Source organism: Sphingomonas sp. KC8, assembly GCF_002151445.1.
GTDB lineage: Bacteria > Pseudomonadota > Alphaproteobacteria > Sphingomonadales > Sphingomonadaceae > Sphingomonas_E.
Genome location: NZ_CP016306.1, coordinates 1,312,079 through 1,330,604, shown reverse-complemented (window position 1 = coordinate 1,330,604; position 18,526 = coordinate 1,312,079). Strand labels below are relative to the sequence as shown.

General features: G+C 63.2%; 13 protein-coding genes. 12 read left to right on the top strand and 1 reads right to left on the bottom strand.

What is annotated here, in order from left to right:
• Nucleotides 1–266: 266 nt before the first annotated feature.
• The 12 genes from KC8_RS06210 to KC8_RS06155 all read left to right on the top strand — a co-directional run bounded on the left by KC8_RS06210 (nucleotide 267) and on the right by KC8_RS06155 (nucleotide 16,746).
• Entirely contained in the window at nucleotides 267–2,951 is a 2,685-nt protein-coding gene (locus tag KC8_RS06210; RefSeq protein WP_010124945.1) for a LuxR C-terminal-related transcriptional regulator, read from the top strand.
• A 127-nt stretch (nucleotides 2,952–3,078) separates the two neighbouring features.
• Nucleotides 3,079–4,008: a 3-keto-5-aminohexanoate cleavage protein gene (locus KC8_RS06205; protein WP_029624454.1), complete on the top strand. Its 930-nt coding sequence runs from the start codon at nucleotides 3,079–3,081 to the stop codon at nucleotides 4,006–4,008.
• Complete coding sequence (locus tag KC8_RS06200) at nucleotides 4,008–5,108, top strand: CaiB/BaiF CoA transferase family protein (protein ID WP_010124948.1); 1,101 nt, start codon at nucleotides 4,008–4,010, stop codon at nucleotides 5,106–5,108. Before KC8_RS06205 ends, KC8_RS06200 begins: the two co-directional genes overlap by 1 nt.
• Before the next feature lie 261 nt (nucleotides 5,109–5,369).
• On the top strand, nucleotides 5,370–7,766 hold the full coding sequence (locus tag KC8_RS06195) for a TonB-dependent receptor (protein WP_029624455.1): 2,397 nt from the start codon (nucleotides 5,370–5,372) through the stop codon (nucleotides 7,764–7,766).
• A gap of 108 nt (nucleotides 7,767–7,874) precedes the next feature.
• The gene (locus tag KC8_RS06190) at nucleotides 7,875–8,900 is read left to right on the top strand and encodes an LLM class flavin-dependent oxidoreductase (protein WP_232455644.1); all 1,026 of its coding nucleotides are present in this window, start codon (nucleotides 7,875–7,877) and stop codon (nucleotides 8,898–8,900) included.
• 1 nt (nucleotide 8,901) lies between these two features.
• Entirely contained in the window at nucleotides 8,902–11,232 is a 2,331-nt protein-coding gene (gene cofH, locus KC8_RS06185) for a 5-amino-6-(D-ribitylamino)uracil--L-tyrosine 4-hydroxyphenyl transferase CofH (protein ID WP_010124951.1), read from the top strand.
• The gene (locus tag KC8_RS06180) at nucleotides 11,229–12,059 is read left to right on the top strand and encodes an SDR family NAD(P)-dependent oxidoreductase (RefSeq protein ID WP_010124952.1); all 831 of its coding nucleotides are present in this window, start codon (nucleotides 11,229–11,231) and stop codon (nucleotides 12,057–12,059) included. Before cofH ends, KC8_RS06180 begins: the two co-directional genes overlap by 4 nt.
• Before the next feature lies 1 nt (nucleotide 12,060).
• The gene (gene npdG, locus KC8_RS06175) at nucleotides 12,061–12,726 is read left to right on the top strand and encodes an NADPH-dependent F420 reductase (protein WP_010124953.1); all 666 of its coding nucleotides are present in this window, start codon (nucleotides 12,061–12,063) and stop codon (nucleotides 12,724–12,726) included.
• A gap of 137 nt (nucleotides 12,727–12,863) precedes the next feature.
• The gene (locus KC8_RS06170; protein WP_050805378.1) at nucleotides 12,864–13,694 is read left to right on the top strand and encodes an NAD(P)-dependent oxidoreductase; all 831 of its coding nucleotides are present in this window, start codon (nucleotides 12,864–12,866) and stop codon (nucleotides 13,692–13,694) included.
• Between the two features lie 99 nt (nucleotides 13,695–13,793).
• The gene (locus KC8_RS06165; RefSeq protein WP_010124955.1) at nucleotides 13,794–14,717 is read left to right on the top strand and encodes a TIGR03619 family F420-dependent LLM class oxidoreductase; all 924 of its coding nucleotides are present in this window, start codon (nucleotides 13,794–13,796) and stop codon (nucleotides 14,715–14,717) included.
• 6 nt (nucleotides 14,718–14,723) lie between these two features.
• Nucleotides 14,724–15,503 carry a hypothetical protein gene (locus KC8_RS06160; RefSeq protein ID WP_010124957.1) on the top strand — a complete coding sequence of 260 codons (780 nt, stop codon included), beginning with the start codon at nucleotides 14,724–14,726 and terminating at the stop codon, nucleotides 15,501–15,503.
• 28 nt (nucleotides 15,504–15,531) lie between these two features.
• Nucleotides 15,532–16,746, top strand: a complete 1,215-nt coding sequence (locus KC8_RS06155) for a cytochrome P450 (protein ID WP_029624456.1) — start codon at nucleotides 15,532–15,534, stop codon at nucleotides 16,744–16,746.
• A gap of 284 nt (nucleotides 16,747–17,030) precedes the next feature.
• Here the strand turns inward: KC8_RS06155 and KC8_RS06150 are convergent, their stop codons facing one another.
• Entirely contained in the window at nucleotides 17,031–18,443 is a 1,413-nt protein-coding gene (locus KC8_RS06150; RefSeq protein ID WP_198360972.1) for a TonB-dependent receptor, read from the bottom strand.
• Nucleotides 18,444–18,526 lie beyond the last annotated feature (83 nt).

The window sequence follows — 18,526 nt, the reverse complement described above, 5'->3', positions numbered from 1 at the left end:
GATTGGAATGCTAGGGACTGCGATCGCAACCGGCGCGCGGGCGGTTGCTGTGCTTTCCGTCCATCAACCATCCCGATTCCCGGTCCATCTGCGCGCCTCTTGGCGGACGCGCCTCGAAGCACATGTCGTGCGCCATCCGATTTCGAGAACCTACCGAGGGATAGGGAAAGCGCATTGCCAAAGCGATCTCGGCATGTGAAATATATTTCACAACTCAAAGCGAATCGCGCGGAAGAGACGCGAACGCAAGGCAGAGGAAATCCGGAATGGGCATAGCTCAAACGACCATCTTGCCGCCGCGTGCAGCGCGCCCGATCATCGTCAGGGAAAGTCTCGCGCGCCTGACCGAGGCGGTCGGCAATGCGCGTGTCACGACAGTGTGCGCGCCTGCCGGCAGCGGCAAGACGACCGCGATGCTCTATTGGGCCGATGAGTTTCGAAAGGCCGGACGGCCGGTTCTTTGGCTGGCCGCCCGAGCCGGTATCTCCGACATGCGGTCCTTTCTTCTCGCACTCGAAGCCGCGGGCGTGGCCGCGGGGCTCGGATGGAAGGGGGCGGGAGCAGGCGTGCGGCAGGACGACTGGCTGGCTGCCTTCGCTGGAAGCGGTGACGCCCGTCCGGTGCTCGTCATTGACGACGCCCAGACACTTTCCCAGGACATTCTGGATTTCCTGACGCAGCTAATCGCAAGCGCGCGGGACTCCTTGACCACCATCATTGCCTCTCGCGGCACGTCGCAGATCCCGATTGCGCGCATGCGGGCGCTGGGTTTCCTCGTCGAGGTCGGCTATGCCGACTTGTGCTGGTCGGCCAAGGAGGCGACCGAGCTGGTCCACCGGACCGTGGGACATCCGCTTGATGCCGGCGATCTCCAGCACATCCTCGTCGACACCGAAGGGTGGGTGGCGGGCATCGTGCTCGCCAGCGACCTTTACAAGCGCGAGAAAGAAAAGGACGCGCGGGCCGTCGTTCGACCCACCGGCTTGCGGCATGAATTTGCGGAATTCTTCCACGAGGAAATCTTCAACCATCAGGTAACCGACGTCCGCAACTTCCTGGTCGACACCTCTATCCTGGAAGAGCTGACGCCCTCGGCCTGCGCCGCGGTGACGGGCAGCGACGAAGCGCGCGCCATGCTGGACCGGGTCTTTGCCGCGGGTCTGTTCCTCAATGCGACTGATCGCGAGCGTAGCCGCTATTCCTATTACAAGATGTTCCGCGACATGGTTCTCGGGCGACTGATGGACCGCGCGCCGGCCCGTGCGGCGGAACTGCATCGGCGGGCAAGCCGGCATTTCGCCGATACCGACCAGCCGCTCGACGCGCTCGAACATGCGAAGCTCAGCCGCGACCAGGCCTTTCTGGCCGAACAGCTCGACCGGCTGGCGGTAGGACTCACCTATAGCGGCTACCTCTATCGGGTCGATGAACTGGGTTCCGAGCTTCCCTGGAAACTCATGTCCAACCGCCCGATGCTGCTGCTCGCTCTCGCCTGGCGGCGCATCCGCACCCTTGCATTCAGCTCGGCCGAAAAGCTTATCGAGGCGGCACGGCTCTGCCTGGAGTCCGGTGTCGAGGACGGTAGCTATGACAGTCACGATGCCGACCGGCTGGGCAACATGATCCGTCATCGGCGAATCATGCTGGAAGCCGGACGCGACAACATGGCCGCGGTCGAGCAGGCCGCCGAGGCACTGCTGGCGGACCTTGGCGACGACGACGCCTATCTCAGCTGTACGTTGCTCGCGCAGCTAATGGCGGCGCGACGCGAACTCTATCACTTTCATGACATGCTCAAGCTCGAGGCCGAAACGCGCAAAGCCCTCGGACGGCCAGGCTCGCAATTCGCATCGATCGCGCTCAAGGCTTCGGTCGCGCCAACGCTCATGGCGCAGGGCAAGACCGAGTTTGCGCGGCAGTTTCTCGATGAATCACTGGAGCTCGCCCAGTCGATCCAGGGCGAAGGCTCGGGTCTTGCCGCACTTCCCGCGCTCCCGCTTGCCGAGTTGCTTTACGAATGCGGTGACCTGGAAAAGGCGGGCATGCTTGTCGAACGCTATCTGCCGGCTGTGCGGCAATGGGGTTTCGTTGATCAGCTGGCGTCGGGCTATCTCGTGCGGGCGCGGCTTGCAGCGGCGCGTGGCGAGCTCCAGTCGGCGCTGTCTGGACTTCAGGAAGCGCATCTCGTCGCCATTGAATGCGGGCTGGATCGCCTTCGGGCCTTCGTGGTCGCAGAGCAGGTCCGGATCCTTGTCAAGAATGGCCAGTTGGAAGAGGCTGAAGCGGCATTCGCCGCGGGCGATCCGCGCATCGACGGCGAGCCCGTACCCAGTTTCAACCCGACGCGCCGTAACGAAAGCATCGCGGTCGCCTGGCTCCGCCTCGAAATGCAGCGCCATCGCCTGTCCCGGGCCCGCAAGGTCGCCATGCGTTGGCTTGAATTCGTCAAGCATAGCGGCGCCACTCGCTCGGCCGTTACATTCGAACTGCTGCTGGCCGAGATCGCGGTTCTGAAGGGCAACCGGTCCGAGGCCCGCCGGGCGGTCCGCACGGCGGTCGAAATGGCCGAACCGGCGGGCTGGACTCGTGTTTTCATCGATGAAGGTGAAGTGATCGCTTCGCTGATGACAGAGGCCTATGCCAATGGCCCCACGCTGGAAACGCCGGCGGACCGGTTCGCCGCCACCCTCGTTTCGGCAATGCGCGGCGGACCGGCAATCGAAACCGAAGAAGATGACGAAGACTATGGTCTGAGCAGCCGCCTCGCCGCCCGGGAGATCGACATCCTCGTCATGGTGAGCGGGGGCTTACGCAATCGCGAGATTGGCGATCGGCTCGGCCTGACCGAAGGCACGGTCAAATGGTACATGCAGCAGATATACGACAAACTCGGCGTTCGTCGCCGACCCCAGGCCGTAATCCGCGCGCGTCAGCTGGGTCTCCTGCCCTGAGCTGCTAGGCATCGTGCATGGTCCGGCCTGCGGGCCGGACCATGGGTGGCTTCCTATCGAAAGAAAGATTGCGAGCGGCATGCGACGCTGCATGCCGCATGCATCGACGCGTAAAGGAACCGCAAGCATGGCCAAGGGCAAAGTCATCATCAGCTGCGCCATCACGGGGGCCATCCATACCCCCTCGATGTCACCTCACCTGCCGGTGACGGCAGACGAAATCGCCGAATCCGCGATCGGCGCGGCAGAGGCTGGCGCCGCGATCATCCATCTCCATGCGCGCAATCCGGTCGACGGTCGTCCCGACCAGAATCCCGACCTTTTCGAGCCGTTCCTGAAAGTGATCAGGCAGCGCAGCGACGCGGTGCTGAACCTCACCACGGGCGGCCATCCATCGATGACGGTGGACGAGCGGATCCGGCCGGCTGAGCGGTTTGCGCCGGAAGTAGCATCGCTCAACATGGGGACGATGGGGTTCGGGTTGTTCCCGATGCTCGATCGCTACAAGACCTGGAAGCATGATTGGGAACCCGCAGCGCTCGAGGCGTCGCGCGATCTGGTCTTCAAGAATACCTATGCCGACATTGAGCGGCTGCTTTCCATCCTGTCGCCCCTCGGCACCCGCTTCGAGTTCGAGTGCTACGACACGAGCCACCTCTACAATCTCAGATATTTTCTCGATCGCGGCCTGGTGAAGGCTCCTTTGTTCATCCAGACCTGCTTCGGCATCCTCGGTGGCATCGGCAGTCATCCCGACGACGTCATGCACATGAAGCGCACCGCCGACCGGCTGTTCGGCGATCAGTATGAATGGTCGGTGCTGGGCGCGGGCGCGCGCCAACTGGGTATCGTCGCAATGGCCGCATCCATGGGCGGCAATATCCGGGTAGGGCTTGAGGATTCGCTGTGGGCGGGCCGAGGCCGGCTGGCCGAGACGAATGCGGAGCAAGTGCGGCTGGCTCGCCAGATCATCGAAGGCATGGGCCTGGAGGTGGCCACGCCCGATGAGGCGCGTGCGATCCTCGATCTCAAGGGCGCGGACAGGACGAACATCTGATGGTTGCAAACCGAGGACCGCTTGCCGGTATCCGCATTGTCGAGATCGACGCGATCGGCCCTGTTCCGCTCGCCGCGACCTTGCTCGCAGACATGGGAGCGGACCTCGTCCGCGTGGCGCGACCGCCGAGCGCAGGACCGGCGGCATGGGACGATGTTGGCGGTGCCATCCTCCATCGCGGTCGCACCGTCACCTTCCTCAATCTCAAGGATCCCGATGATCGCGATGCGCTCCTGGCACTGATCGACGTGGCTGACGGGCTGATCGAAGGTTTCCGTCCCGGTGTTATGGAACGGCTCGGTATCGGTCCCGATGTCTGCCTGGCGCGCAATCCCCGCCTGGTTTACGGCCGGATGACTGGATGGGGCCAGTCCGGGCCGCTTGCGATGCGGGCCGGCCATGACATCAATTATATTTCGCTCACAGGCGTCCTGCATGCGATCGGCGACGGCGCGTCGCCACCACCGGTTCCGCTCAACATGGTCGGCGATTATGGTGGCGGCGCGATGTTCCTCATCGCCGGGATGCTCGCGGGTATCCTGTCCGCGAAGCGTACCGGCGAGGGCCAGGTGGTCGACGCCTGCATCACCGATGGCGTCGCCGCGTTGATGGGCCTCTTCTACGCCTGGCAGCCGTCCGGCCTCTGGACCGACGCACCCGCGAGCAACCTGCTCGATGGCGCAGCACCTTTCTATCGCTGTTATGCATGCGCCGATGGAGGGCATGTGGCGGTTGGAAGCCTCGAGCCGCAATTCTTCGCGCAGCTGGTGTCGGGACTGGGTTTGGCGGATCGCGGCTATGACCAGAATGACCGCACGGGATGGCCCGCGATGCAGGCCGATTTCGAGGCAGTGTTCCGGACGCGGACCCGCGACGAATGGGCAGCCCGGTTTTTCGATACCGACGCCTGCGTTACCCCGGTCCTGTCGATGGCGGAGGCGCCCGGGCATCCGCACAATGCCTCGCGAAAGAGTTTTGTCGAACAGGACGGTATCGTGCAGCCGGCGCCTGCGCCGCGCTTTGGTGGGGAGCAGGGGGCAATCGGTGCGCCGGTTCCCGTCGCCGTGGCCGATGCCATCGAGCGCTGGCGCGCCCGATGAGCAGCAATGTTTCGGCGGCGGTATGGGCGTCGCCCGCAAGTCGGTGATCCGAACGGCACGCCGATTTCCAAAATTCTCGCAACCCTATCCGGCGATGGGTTGAGAGACACGTTTCTTGTTGCCTTGTCCCCTCGGGCTTCGATCCATGGAATTCGGTGACGCAACCGGTTCGATGCCGAGAATCCCGGCTTGGGGGAAATCGCCAGGTCCAGTCGACGCACAAGCACCCAGGCAACGGCCTGTCATCTAGGGAGGGTGACCATGAACCTCATTTCCAGCAGAGCCATTCTGCTAGCCACTGCGATGTCCACTTCGGTACCGGCCCTAGCCCAGGAGACCAGCGCAGCCCAGCCGGCTGCAACCGAAGCCGCGGCTCCGGCGGGAGAGCTCGACGAACTGGTCGTGACGGCGCGGCGGCGCGAGGAGCGCCTGCAGGACGTGCCGGTCTCGGTAACCGCCTTTTCCAGCGAGGGGCTGGAGCGGGCAAATGTCCAGACCGCGACCGATCTCAGGACGATCACGCCGGGTTTCACCTTCGCCTCCGAAGGCGGCAAGGACACGATGGCCCTGACGTTGCGCGGTATCGGCAATCTTCCGCTCGGCGAGGGGACGCCGGGCGTTGTCATGTACACCAACGATGTGGCGATGCCGTCGGTCGGATCGAACGTGCCGACCTATGACATCGCCAATGTGCAGGTTCTCAAGGGGCCGCAAGGCACGCTGTTCGGCAAGAACACGCTGGGCGGCGCCGTCCTGATCAACACACAGGCGCCGACCTACGATTTCACCGGCTACGCCCAGGGCATTTATGGTCGTTACGATCATTGGGAGCTCGAGGGCGCGGTCAACATCCCGATCGTCGACAATAAGGTCGCCTTGCGGGTCGCTGGGCAGGTTCGCCGGCAGGATCCACGCGTGCGCGCGCTCGACAGCGGCCCAGGCTTTGACGACATCCATCAGGACAGCTTCCGCGCATCGCTGCTCCTCGAGCCCACCGAGAACATTCGCAGTCTGACGATCGCCGAATATTCCAAGGCCAACGAGCTTGCCGGTGGTCTCTATCTGCTACGCCAGAATTTTCCCTTCGCCGCCTTCTTCGGGCCCGACCTCGGTGGCGCCCTCGACAATCAGGTGCAGGGCCATCTTGCCACTCAACGTGCCAATCTGCGCGGTGCGTTCGACGATGGCATCAATGGCGGTTTCGCGGATCGCAAGCAGCGCTCGATCATCAACAACACGTCTTTTGCGATTGGTGACATCACTCTTCGCAACATCATCGGCTATCGCAAGAATTTCAGCAACCAGCTGATCAATACCGGCGCCGTCGGGCCTCTTTCCCTGCCGGTGGCGCCGGGCGTCAATGTTCCGTTCACGCTGTTTCACGCCTCGGCACTTACGCGCCGCGAATATCTGACCGACGAATTCCAGGTCTTTGGCGATTTTGGTGCTCTCAACTTCATTGTCGGCGCCTATTACAACAAGGACCAGTCCTACGGAGCGGCCGGTTCGCAGTTCACGGCTTTTTCGGTCGGAGGCGTTCCCGCCGCGCCCGTGACTTCGCACGTGACCAACGAGAATTACGCCCTGTTCGGCCAGATCGGCTACGACATCACCGACAGCCTGACGCTGAACGCGGGACTTCGCTACAGCTGGGACAAGGTCGATTCCTGCGGTGGTGCATCGGGCGCGGACTATCTGACCAACGGCGAGTGCCGCGAAATTGCGGCAACGGGCGCTATCGACGGTGTCGGCACGGTCAAGAACAAGGGTGATGCCCCCAGCTGGACGATCGGCCTCGACTACAAGATCAACCCGGACTGGATGCTCTACGTGTCATCGCGTCGCGGTTATCGCGGGGCGAATGTCAATACGCCCAAGTTCGAATCCGTGTTCACGACCGGCGGATCGGATCCCGCCTGCGTGTTCGGCGGTGGCGTTTGCCCCGACCTGCGGCCGTTCCAGACCACGGACAAGGAAACCGTCACCGATATCGAGATCGGCTCCAAGCTGAGCTTCCGGGAAGGTGGTGCCGTTGGCCGCTTCAACATCTCGGCCTTCTATTCGAAGTATAAGAACGCGCTGCAGTTCCTCAATGTCACCGGAGTCGTGCCGCAGCAGGCACCCGATACTCCGAGCAACACCGCCTTTGGCGCCAACATCTCGGATCAGAGCATCTACGGCGTGGAGTTCGAGGCGAGTGTAAGCCCTGTTCCGAGCTTCACGGCTTCGTTCAATGGCGCGATCACCAAGGTGACGATCGACAAGGTCACGTTGCCGGACAATCTGCCGACGGGGGTCGTCTTCTCCGAGGAGAATATCAACAAGTTCTCCCCGACTTTCTCGGGCACGTTCGCGATTAGCTGGACATTGCCGGTGCGACCACTCGACAGCGACCTCGAGTTCAATGCCGACGTGTTCACGACCGCCGATTTCGGCGGCCAGAATGGCGAGAAATTGCCGGGCTATAACCTTGTCAACGCGAACCTGTCCTGGAAGCAGGTCGGCGGCACCGGCCTCGATCTCGGCGTCTTTCTCAAGAATGTGTTCAACGAGGTCTATTATTCGGCGCCAAGCGTGCTGCTGCTCACCTTCCCGATCAGCTCGGTCTATGTCGGCGAACCCCGGACCTGGGGAGTGAAGGCGCGTTACGCCTTCTGATCCTGTCAGGCGGCGGGCCGGTGACGTCACCGGCCCGTCAGCTTGCGACACTTGCTTGAAGCGTCTGGTCGGCGGCGACCAAGAGGAAAACCGCTCGGAGCCATTTCGATGCGGCAGCGGAGCAGCGGAGCCATGAAACTCGGAATCTGCAGCCTCTGGGGCACCGACCTCTCCGCCTTTCGAACGGAGATCCGGCTCGCGTCCAATCTCGGATATGAGCTCGTCACGGTTGGGGATTCCCCGGCCGGCTGGCACGATCTTTATGTCTCGCTGACGCTCGCCAGCATGGACGCGCCCGAGGCGCAGCTCGCGCCGCTCGTGACATCGCCTTTCCTGCGGCATCCGATCGCGAGTGCCAATGCGCTCGCGACACTCGATGAACTGACAGGCGGTCGCGTCGCGTTGGGATTGGCGACCGGCGGAAGCACGGTCATGGCGATCGGACGGGCGCCGGCCAATCAGGACGAGATTCGCCAGGAGTTCGCGGCACTTCGGGCACTCCTGAACGGGACGAGCACAAATTGGGATGATCGGCCCGTCAAGCCGCTGCGTTTTCCGCGGCCCGTGCCGATCTATTATTCGGCGTTCGGACCCAAGGCCTTGCAGCTTGCCGGGGAGCAGGCCGACGGCGTGATTCTCTTCGCGGGACAATCGGACATGGACGGCCTGGCGGTGCGCATCGATGCGGTACGAACAGCAGCGATCGCTGCCGGACGGGATCCCGATGCCGTAGACATCTGGGCGGTCTCCTACGTCTCGGTCCGGTCGAAGCGGGAAGAGGCACTTGCCGATCTCGAGGCGTTCATTGCGGTCAATGCCATGGCATTTCGGACGCCGGAGGCAATGGCGCGGGTGCCGGAGGAATTTCGCGGGCGCATCCTCGAATTCCAGAGCCGCTACGATCCGACCGAACATGTCGTCGTCGGCGGTCGCAATGTCGCCTTGATGAAGGAGCTTGGGTTGCGCGATTTCCTGGCCCGGTTCGACACCTTTGCCGGGTCCGAAGCCGAGGCCACCGCCTGGCTGAGCGAACTCGAGGCGCTTGGCGTGTCGACGTTGATCGCGGCCCTGCCGGGTCATGCCGATCCGCTGTCGGCCATCAAGGGCCTCGCCGCCGCGCGGAATGCTCTGTGACATGATCCACCTGCGCGAAAACATGGGGGCGGATGAACTCGCGGCCGTGCTCGTCCCGGCTCGGCTTGAAAGCCTGATCGATCAAAGCGAAGCCTTGACGCTGGAGGCCACAGGCGGCCTCGTCACTTATTCCCGCAAGATATTCATTCCGCTGACCCGGCTGTGCCGCGACGTCTGCGCCTATTGCACTTTTGCCACTACACCGACCCGTGCCGGCGCGGCATTCCTGTCCCGGGACGAGGTTCTTGCCATCGTCAGGGCCGGCGAACGGGCAGGGTGTCGGGAGGCCCTGTTCACCCTGGGCGATCAGCCGGAGGCGCGATACGCTTTTGCGCGTTCGGCGCTCCAGGCGCTCGGCCATGAAACGACGCTTGGCTACCTGCGCGAGATGGCCGACATGGTCCTCGCCGAGTCCAGCCTGCTGCCGCATCTCAATCCCGGCCTCATGGGGATCGAGGACTATCGCGCGCTCCGCGGATCGGCGGTGTCGATGGGCATCATGCTTGAAAGCACGGCCGAGCATCTGTGCGACCGCGGCGGGCCCCATTACGGCTCACCCGACAAGATTCCGGCAGCGCGGCTCGCGTCGATCGCGGCTGCTGGCGAGGCGGCGATCCCGTTCACGACAGGCCTGCTCATTGGCCTTGGCGAAACCCGCGCCGAACGGATCCAAGCCCTGGTCGCGATCCGCGATCTTCACCGCCGTTATGGCCATATCCAGGAAGTCATCATCCAGAATTTCCGGGCCAAACCCGGCACCAGGATGGCGCATCATCCGGAACCCTCACTCGAAGATCATCTCTGGACGATTGCGGCTGCGCGCCTCGTGCTGGGCCCGGAAATGGCCATCCAGGCACCGCCCAATCTTCATGATCCGGCCGCCGTCGGGGCGCTGTTGCGGGCTGGCGTGAACGATTGGGGTGGCGTGTCTCCCGTCACACCCGACCACGTCAATCCCGAGGCGCCCTGGCCCGAAATCTTGGCACTCACCAAAGCGACAGCGGCCGCCGGCCGCCAGTTGCATGACCGGCTCGCCATCGGACCGTCGCATGCGCGTGACCCGGATCGCTGGGTCGACGCGAGGCTTGCACCGCGCGTGCGCCGCGCCGTCGACGCGCGCGGTTTGCCGCGAAACGACGACTGGTTCGCCGGCCAGGGCAAGGACGTTCCCGTTGTTGGGACGAGCGGACGCCTGGCTTCGCCGGCGATTGAGACCGTGATTGCACGCGCTGCGGCCGGCGATGATCTCGGCGAGGCCGATATTGTTCGCCTCTTTTCGGCAAGCGACGCCGACATCCCGGCAATTGTCTCGGCGGCGGACCGCTTCCGCGCCGAGATCGTCGGCGAGGCGGTCACTTATGTTGTGAACCGCAACATCAACTATACCAATATCTGCCTCCATGCGTGCGGCTTCTGTGCCTTCTCCAAGGGCAGCACGCGTTCGGAGCGGGGACCCGCCTATCGGCTCGACTTCGACGAAATCGGCCGTCGCGCCGCGCAAGCCGTAGCGCGCGGTGCCACCGAAGTTTGCCTGCAGGGCGGTATTCATCCGGCTTATGACGGCAATACCTATCTCAATGTTCTGGCCGCGGTCCGCGCCGCGGCACCGACGGTTCACATCCATGCCTTCTCACCACTGGAAATCCTTCACGGAGCCACCACGCTTGGCCAGCCGATCGAGGATTTTCTCGGAGACCTAAAAGCTGCGGGCCTCGCAACGCTGCCTGGCACTGCGGCCGAGGTCCTCGACGACGAAGTGCGCGCGCTGATCTGCCCCGACAAGCTCGATACAGAACAATGGCTCGACGTCATGCGCCATGCGCACGGGATCGGACTGCGATCGACCGCCACCATCATGTTCGGTCACGCCGACACCTACCGTCACTGGGCGCGACACCTGCTGCGCATCCGAGCGCTTCAGGCCGACACCGGCGGCTTCACGGAATTCGTGCCCTTGCCCTTCGTGCACATGGAGGCGCCGATCTGGCGAAAGGGAAAGGCACGATCGGGGCCGACCTTTCGCGAAGCGCTCCTGATGCACGCCGTTGCGCGCATCGCTCTCTACCCGCTGGTCCCGAACATCCAGACCTCGTGGGTCAAGATGGGCCCCGCCGGCGCAGCGAAAATGCTCGAAGCCGGTGTCAACGACCTGGGCGGCACGCTCATGGATGAGTCGATCACGCGGGCGGCGGGCGGCCTCAATGGCCAGGAATTCGGACCGGCGGGAATGGCGGCGCTGGCCGCCAGCATCGGCCGGCCCGTCCACGAACGCACAACCCTTTATCGCATCCTGCCGGAGAACCGTCCGGCCCCAGTTGGAGTGAGATTATGACGGACGACAATCGCGCGCTCTCGGGCAAGGTCGCGATCATCACCGGTGGCGGGTCGGGCATAGGCAAGGCCACGGCAAAACTGCTGGCGGGGCGCGGCGCGCGGGTCGCCGTCACCGGGCGGACAATCGGGAAGCTGACCGAGACGGTCCGCGAACTCGAGGCGCTTGGCACAGAAGCCCTTGCCGTTGCGATGGACGTCGCCGATGAAGTCTCGGTGGCGGAAGGCATCGGCAGGGTCGCCAGCCATTTCGGCCGGATCGACATCCTCCACAGCAACGCCGCCCAGACAGGCAGTGGCGGTCTGAACCAGGACGGTGCGATCACCGAGATGGACGCGGCCTTCTGGGACCAGACCATGGCCATCAACCTGCGTGGCTCGATGCTCGTCGCCAAGCACGGGATTCCGCATCTCCTCAAAGCCGGTGGTGGCTCCATAATCTTCACGGGATCGGGCAAGGGCCTTTCGGGCGACCTCGATTATCCCGCCTATGGCACTTCCAAGGCCGGCCTGATCAATCTCGCCCGTTACATCGCCACTCAATATGGCAAGCAGGCAATACGGTCGAACGTGGTGGTGGTCGGCCTGGTGATGACCGAGGCGCTCGACGACAATCTGCCGCCGGCGGTCCAGTCAGCGATGCTCGAGCATCATCTCACCCCGCAGCTCGGCCGACCCGAGGACATTGCCGAGGTCGTGGCCTTTCTCGCGTCGGACCAGTCCCGCTTCGTGACCGGTGCTGCGATCACCGCCGACGGAGGGTTTACCGCGCATTCGGCCATGTATGCCGACATGAACCGGTGGGCGGCGATGGCCAGGGAGGGTTGAGATGGTGACGGCTGCAACGAGAAGTGTCGCCATCGTCGGCGGAACCGGAAAATTGGGTGCGGCGATCGCGTGGCGCCTGGCGAGAGCCGGCGTCAGGGTCGTGATCGGCTCGCGGGGAGAGGAGAGCGCCCGGACAAAGGCCGCCGAACTCGGCCATGGCATTGTCGGCCTTTCGAACGCCCAAGCCGCAGCGGCCGGCGACGTCGTGATCGTCACCGTCCCCTTCGCCGCGCAGGAGACGACCCTTGCGGATATCGCACCGCACGTTGCCGGCAAGATCGTCGTGGACACCACCGTGCCGCTGGTCCCGCCCAGGGTGATGCGCGTCCAGATGCCTCCGGAGGGCAGCGCCGCCGTTCGCGCACAAAGGCTGCTGGGCGATGGCGTGACCCTGGTCTCGGGCTTCCACAATGTTGCCGCGCACAAGCTTGCGATGGACATCGACATCGGCTGCGACGTCCTCGTTTTCGGGGATGACAAGGCCGCCCGCGGCGTCGTCGTCGAACTCGCCAATGCCGCGGGTTTGCGCGGGCTGCATGGAGGCGCGCTCGTCAATTCGGCCGGCGCGGAAGCGATGACGTCGATCCTGATCTTCCTGAACAAGACCTACAAGGTGGACGGGGCGGGGATCCAGATCACCGGAGACCTTGTTACTCCCGACGATTGACCAGCGATGCGGGTAGCGTCTCGCGGCAGTTCGTCCCGGCCATTGCCGCCTGCCGCCCGACAGGCGTGGATCGCAATCGGAGTGCGAGAATGGGTTCGCGGGCGCCTGCGCCTCGGGAACTTTGACGGAGAATAGGAATGGCAAGGGCAGGTGTGGTCGGGCTGGGCATGATTGGCGGCGGCGTCGCGCTGTGTCTCGCGCGCGCCGGAATGCTCGAGGCCGTCTACGACGTGCGCGCCGAGGCAGCCGAGGGCCTTGAGGGCGTACCGCCCGTTACGGCCACGCCTGCGGCCCTTGCCGAGCGTTGCGACACGATCCTGATCGCCGTCGTAAGTGCCGAACAGACGATCGATGTACTCGGTGGTCCCGACGGCATCCTCGCCCGGTCGCGTCCGGGAATGAATATCGTGCTGCTCGCGACGGTTTCGCTGGATGATCTCGAGGAAATACGCACACGGACAAATGCTGCTGGAGTCGGGTTGGTCGATTGCGGCGTGACTGGCGGGCCCAGGGTGCGCGAGAATGGGCTCGTCTGTATGGTGGGAGCCGACGACGCCACCCTGGCGCAGGTCCGGCCGGTTCTCGACGGCTTTGCCCGCTCGGTAGAGCATATGGGCCCGCCGGGTGCTGGAATGGCGGCGAAGATCGCCCGCAACATCATCGTCTATGGCTGTCTGAGAGCAGGATATGAGGCGTCCGAAGTGGCGCGGGCTGCGGGGGTAAGCGTTGCGCAGTTGGCGCGGGTTGTCGAAAGCAGCAATGATTCGGTTGGTGGTCCGATGATGGTGATGGGCCGCCCGGCTGATCCAAGGTCCGACCCCGCGGAAGCGCGGACACGCGAGGGCCTGCGTTCCTTGATGGTCAAGGATCTCGACGCGGCTCTGGCGCTGGGCGAACGGTTGGGGCTCACACTTCCGCTCGTGGAGCTAACCCGCCGAACCGACCGGGAAGTGTCCGGCCAGGCCTGAGTGCCTGTCCTTGGACAGGTGCCGCTTGCCGGCCATCGGCAATGATCGCCGCGATAGCGAGGCCCGTCAGGCGTCCCGCGATATGGGAGGAAATCAGCCGTGAAGCTCAATGTCGGCGTACCCAACAGCATGCATGTCGCGGCCATGGTCCAGCCCTGGGAATATGCGCTGAGCGGCAGCGATATCGGGATCGCAATGAAGGTGGCGGACGAGCTCGGCTACAACAAGTGCATGCTGGGCGAGCATTTCGTCGTGCCGCAAAGTCATATCGAGCTCTCCGGCGATCATTATTTCCACACGACTGTCGCACTCGGCTATATTGGCGGCCAGACGAAAAACCTTCGCCTGTCCTCCTCGGTCTCCATTCTGCCGCTGCAAAGCCCGCTGGTCCACGCGAAGGCCTGGTCGACGCTCGACTGGCTCAGCGGAGGCCGTGCCGAAGCCCTGTTCGGCGTGGGCTGGCTGAAGGAGGAGTTCGACATGCTGAACGTTTCCTTCGAGAAACGCGGCCGCATGGCGGACGAGTATCTTGCATCCATCATTGCTCTTTGGACGCAGGAGAAACCCGAGTTCGAAGGTGAGTTCGTCAGGTTCCGCGATATCGGATTTGCGCCGAAGCCGCTGCAGGCTCCGAGATTGCCGATCTGGCTCGGTGGCGATGCGGAAGCCGTGCTGAAGCGCGTTGCGAAGTTCGCCGACGGTTGGTCGCCTTTCCGCACGCCGCCCGAGAAATTTCCCGACTGCCTCGATTTCATCAAGTCTCAGTCTGAATATGACGGACGACCGATCTCGATGTTCTTTGCGCTTGAGATGCTCAATGTCGGCGCTCACCACGAGATACTGGATGATCCGCGTGCCCCTGGCTCGCGCAGCACGCAGCAGATCATCGATCAGATCGGCTGGCTGAAGGAGCTCGGCATCACCGAGACCATCGTGCCTCTGCCGCCCGGGATCTCGGGCATGGACGAATATGTCGACCGGTTGCGGTGGGTCGCGGCCGAGATCATGCCCAGGATCGGATAGGCGGCGATGATCGAAGCCGTCCTGGTCGTCTTCACCAACGCCCGGCCCGGGCGTGAGGCGGATTTCGACGACTGGTACACCAATATCCACCTGCGCGACGCGCTGCGCTTCCGCGGTTCGATCAGCGCGCAACGCTTTCGCTGGAGCGTCAGGCAGGCAGACCAGTCGTCCGGCGACTTCGGATGGGCCTATCTGGCGCTTTACGACGTGTTCGATGCCGATCGGTTCACCCGCGAGCACATCGAGAATGCGCTGACGACGCGGATGATGGTGACGGACGCGATCGCCGCCGACGCATTGAACGACTTCCATTATTTTCCGCTGGCATTCCGCGACAATGATCCGGGTACGCCGCACATGGGCGGCGTGGTCCTCGAGCTCCTCAATCCCGCTACCGGCTGTGAGGGTGCCTTCCGCCAATGGTATCAGGACGAGCATATGCCAGAAAGGCTGCGCCGGCCGGGCGTCCAAAGCGGCGCCTTCCTCATGTTCCGGCCGCACGGTCAACTCGTGGAGACATTGCCGGACTACACTCATGTCGGCATCTATCGGGTCGATGGCAGGCAAGATCTGGATGGATGGCGGGAGCAGCTGGATGAGGCAGGAACGGGTCTTGTCGACGGGGACAGATGCCGGATTACGTGCTGGGATCCGATCACGCCGAGGATAACCGAGGATCAGGTGTTCTTCACCGACGCTGACGCGCTGGCGGCCGAGGAACGTGCCCGGTCCCGGATGGGAAACAAGGTACTGACCGATCGTGGCTCCGAGCTTCGGACGCATTGAGGTCGGCACAGATATGAGAGGGAATTGAATGGCGAACTCAACGGTGAATATCCCCGCCCATGTTCCGGGCGCACTGGTTCTGGATTGTCCGGTGGCGGACCGGACCACAGTCTATGAAAACGTATTCGAGACCCGCCTCGCTCCGCTTCATGCGTCGACGCCTCCGGTCTACTGGTGCCCGAACATCTATCCCGACGGTACCGGCGGGTGGATCGTGCGACGCGTTGAGGACCTGAAGGAAGTCTATGCCGACGACGACCTGTTCACCAAGAAGGGGTTCTCAAGCTTCGCCAAGCTGATCGGTGAAGACTGGGACCTGGTTCCGACCGAACTGACCGGCGATCCACACAAGAAGGTGCGCAAGGTTCTCAATCCGGTATTTGCACCCCAGAAGATGTTCGCGCTCGATGATATGGTTCGTGGCCGCGCGCTGGAGCTGGTTGGCGCGTTCAAGGACAAGGGACACTGCGACTTCGTCAGGGACTTCGCGATTCCCTTCCCGGTCTCGATCTTCCTGGATCTCTTTGGCTTGCCGCAGGACGAAGTGGATCAGTTTCTCGCGTGGGAGACGGCGTTGCTCCACGCGCCGGACATGCAAGTCCGGATCAAGGCGACGCACGAGGTGAAAGCCTATTTGCTCGATGCCATCGCCCAGCGCCGCAGCGCGCCGCGGGAGGATCTTCTGAGCTATGCGCTGACCTATGAATATGACGGCGAACCGTGGTCGAACGACATGGTGTTCGGCTATGCTTGGAATCTCTTCGTCGGAGGCCTCGACACGGTCACGGCGAATATCGGTCTGCATCTCTGGCATCTTGCCACTCACCCCGAGCAGCAGGCGGAATTGCGTGCGGATCCATCGAAGCTGACGCTCGCGATCGAAGAGATGATGCGCGCTTATGCCGCCGTCACGACCTATCGCACTGTCACGCGCGAGACCGAGTTCAGGGGCGTGAAAATGCTGCCGGGCGATCGTATTGCCATGTCGACTTCGATCACGGCGCGCGACCCCGAAGCATGGCCGGAGCCCAACCGGATCGATTTCGATCGCAAGCCCGGTCACCTGGCATTTGGCAGCTCGTCGCATCGTTGCCTTGGCATGCATCTCGCCCGCCGCGAACTCATCATCGCGATCGAGACGATGCTGGCCGAACTTCCGGAATTCCGGGTCGATCCGCAGGCCGAAGTGCCGTTCTGGCTGGGCAATATCATTCAGGTGAAGGCGCTGCCTCTGGTCTGGTAGAACGCCTGAGGGGGGGCGCCTTGTCGCCCCCCCCCCCGTTCCAGGCCTTCGATGCCGTCATCGCGTCGATCAAGCCGGCTTGATAAGGCGTGCTGTGGGCGATGCCGCCATCGGTCGAGATGATTTGGTCGTGCCGAAGCTGCCGAGGCGGTATTGTGTAGGCGGCGAGCACGTGATTTGCACCGTCTGAGTGGACCAAGGGCCCTGATAGCCTGGAATTCTCAGGCGGGCAGATCGCTCGGCGGACGGGCTCACGCCCGCCGCCGCAGACGCCGCCCAGATTCTCAGCGAGGTCCGAAACGGAAGGTGACGCCGGCGCCCCAGGTGAAAGGCGAGCCAATATATTGGAAGGCTACGCCGAGCGAACTGTAGAGGCTGTTGAATCGGCGTGCAACATATTTCTTGCCACCGATATTCTTGGCGAAGGTGAACAGTTCGATATTGGGCTCGTCCAACTGAAGCGAGAGGCGGCCGTCGAACAGGCCATAGGCGGGCACCACGCCCAGATCGTTCTGCTCGCGCAGGATCGCCTGCGTCGCCGCCGACTGGCGCGGATCGGCTGTCTGCGTATCGAATGCCTGCTTGCTGATATAGGCGTAATTGCCATGGAGCGTGAACTCGCCGAAACTCACGGGCACCTTCTGGGTCAAGCCGAAGTTGAGCTGCACCTTGGGCAGCTGCGGCACGGTTTCACCGCTGCGATCGACAATGCATCGCGATAGCGCGGGATTGGTTGGGACAGCGGTGCAGCCGGGCAGGCCGGCGCCGGGCAGGTCGCGCACCTCGGTGAAGCTGCCGTCGACATACTCGCCGTTGAGCAGACTGAGATTGGCGTTGACCAGCATGCCCTCCCACGGCACCGCCGACACCTCGAATTCGGCCCCATAAACGTCCTGCTTGCCGGCATTGAGCAGGAACTGGGTCGTAGTCGTCACGCCGCCGACGTTGACGAGCGCGGCGGCGTTGCGCTGCACGCCCGACTGCCAGGAATAGAAGAGCGCGACATTGGCGCGCAGCCGCCCATCGGGCGAGGTCATCTTGAGGCCGCCTTCGACGTCCTTGACCTTCTCCGGATTGAATGGCGGTGTAGAGGCGGAGCCGTTGCGGATGTTGAAGCCGCCCGCCTTGGCCGCTGCGCTCGTCTTCAGGTACACGAAAAGATCGTCGCTCGCGCGATAGTCGAGGCCCAATGTCCACGCCGGATAATCAAAGTCTGCGCTGCGTGGATAGCTGCACGGGGCAATGAATCCCGGAAGCCCGGTGATCTCGGCGGAGCACGTGTTGGCGAAAACATTGGTGATATTGTGCAGCACGACTGAGCGCTTGTCCCACGTCCAGCGAAGGCCGCCTGTCAGGCGTAGCGCATCGGTTATATTGTAATTCGCCTGGCCGAAAATGCCGGCCGATCGATTTTTCACATCCGAGAGATTTTGTGTGAAGCCGAAGTTCGGCGCCGGTGCCGCGGGCGCGAAGAAACGGAATGTCTGGGCGAGCGAGGATTCTACCCCTTTCTCGGTAGAGTAGTATCCTCCAAATATATAACTTAGTCGGTCGCCGATATCGCCGGAGAAGCGTAGCTCCTGGGAATATTGACTCGACTTGTAGTAGCTTTCGGATGCGAGGATCTGGACAGGCGTTCCGTCGAGTTCGTTCCGCCCTATCGCCATGCTGTAGCGATATGCCGAAACCGAGGTCACATCGATCCCACCGATCTTGCCGATGATTGATCTGCCTCCGTCTGAGTGGTCCATCGACTATGATAGTCTGGATCACGAAAGGG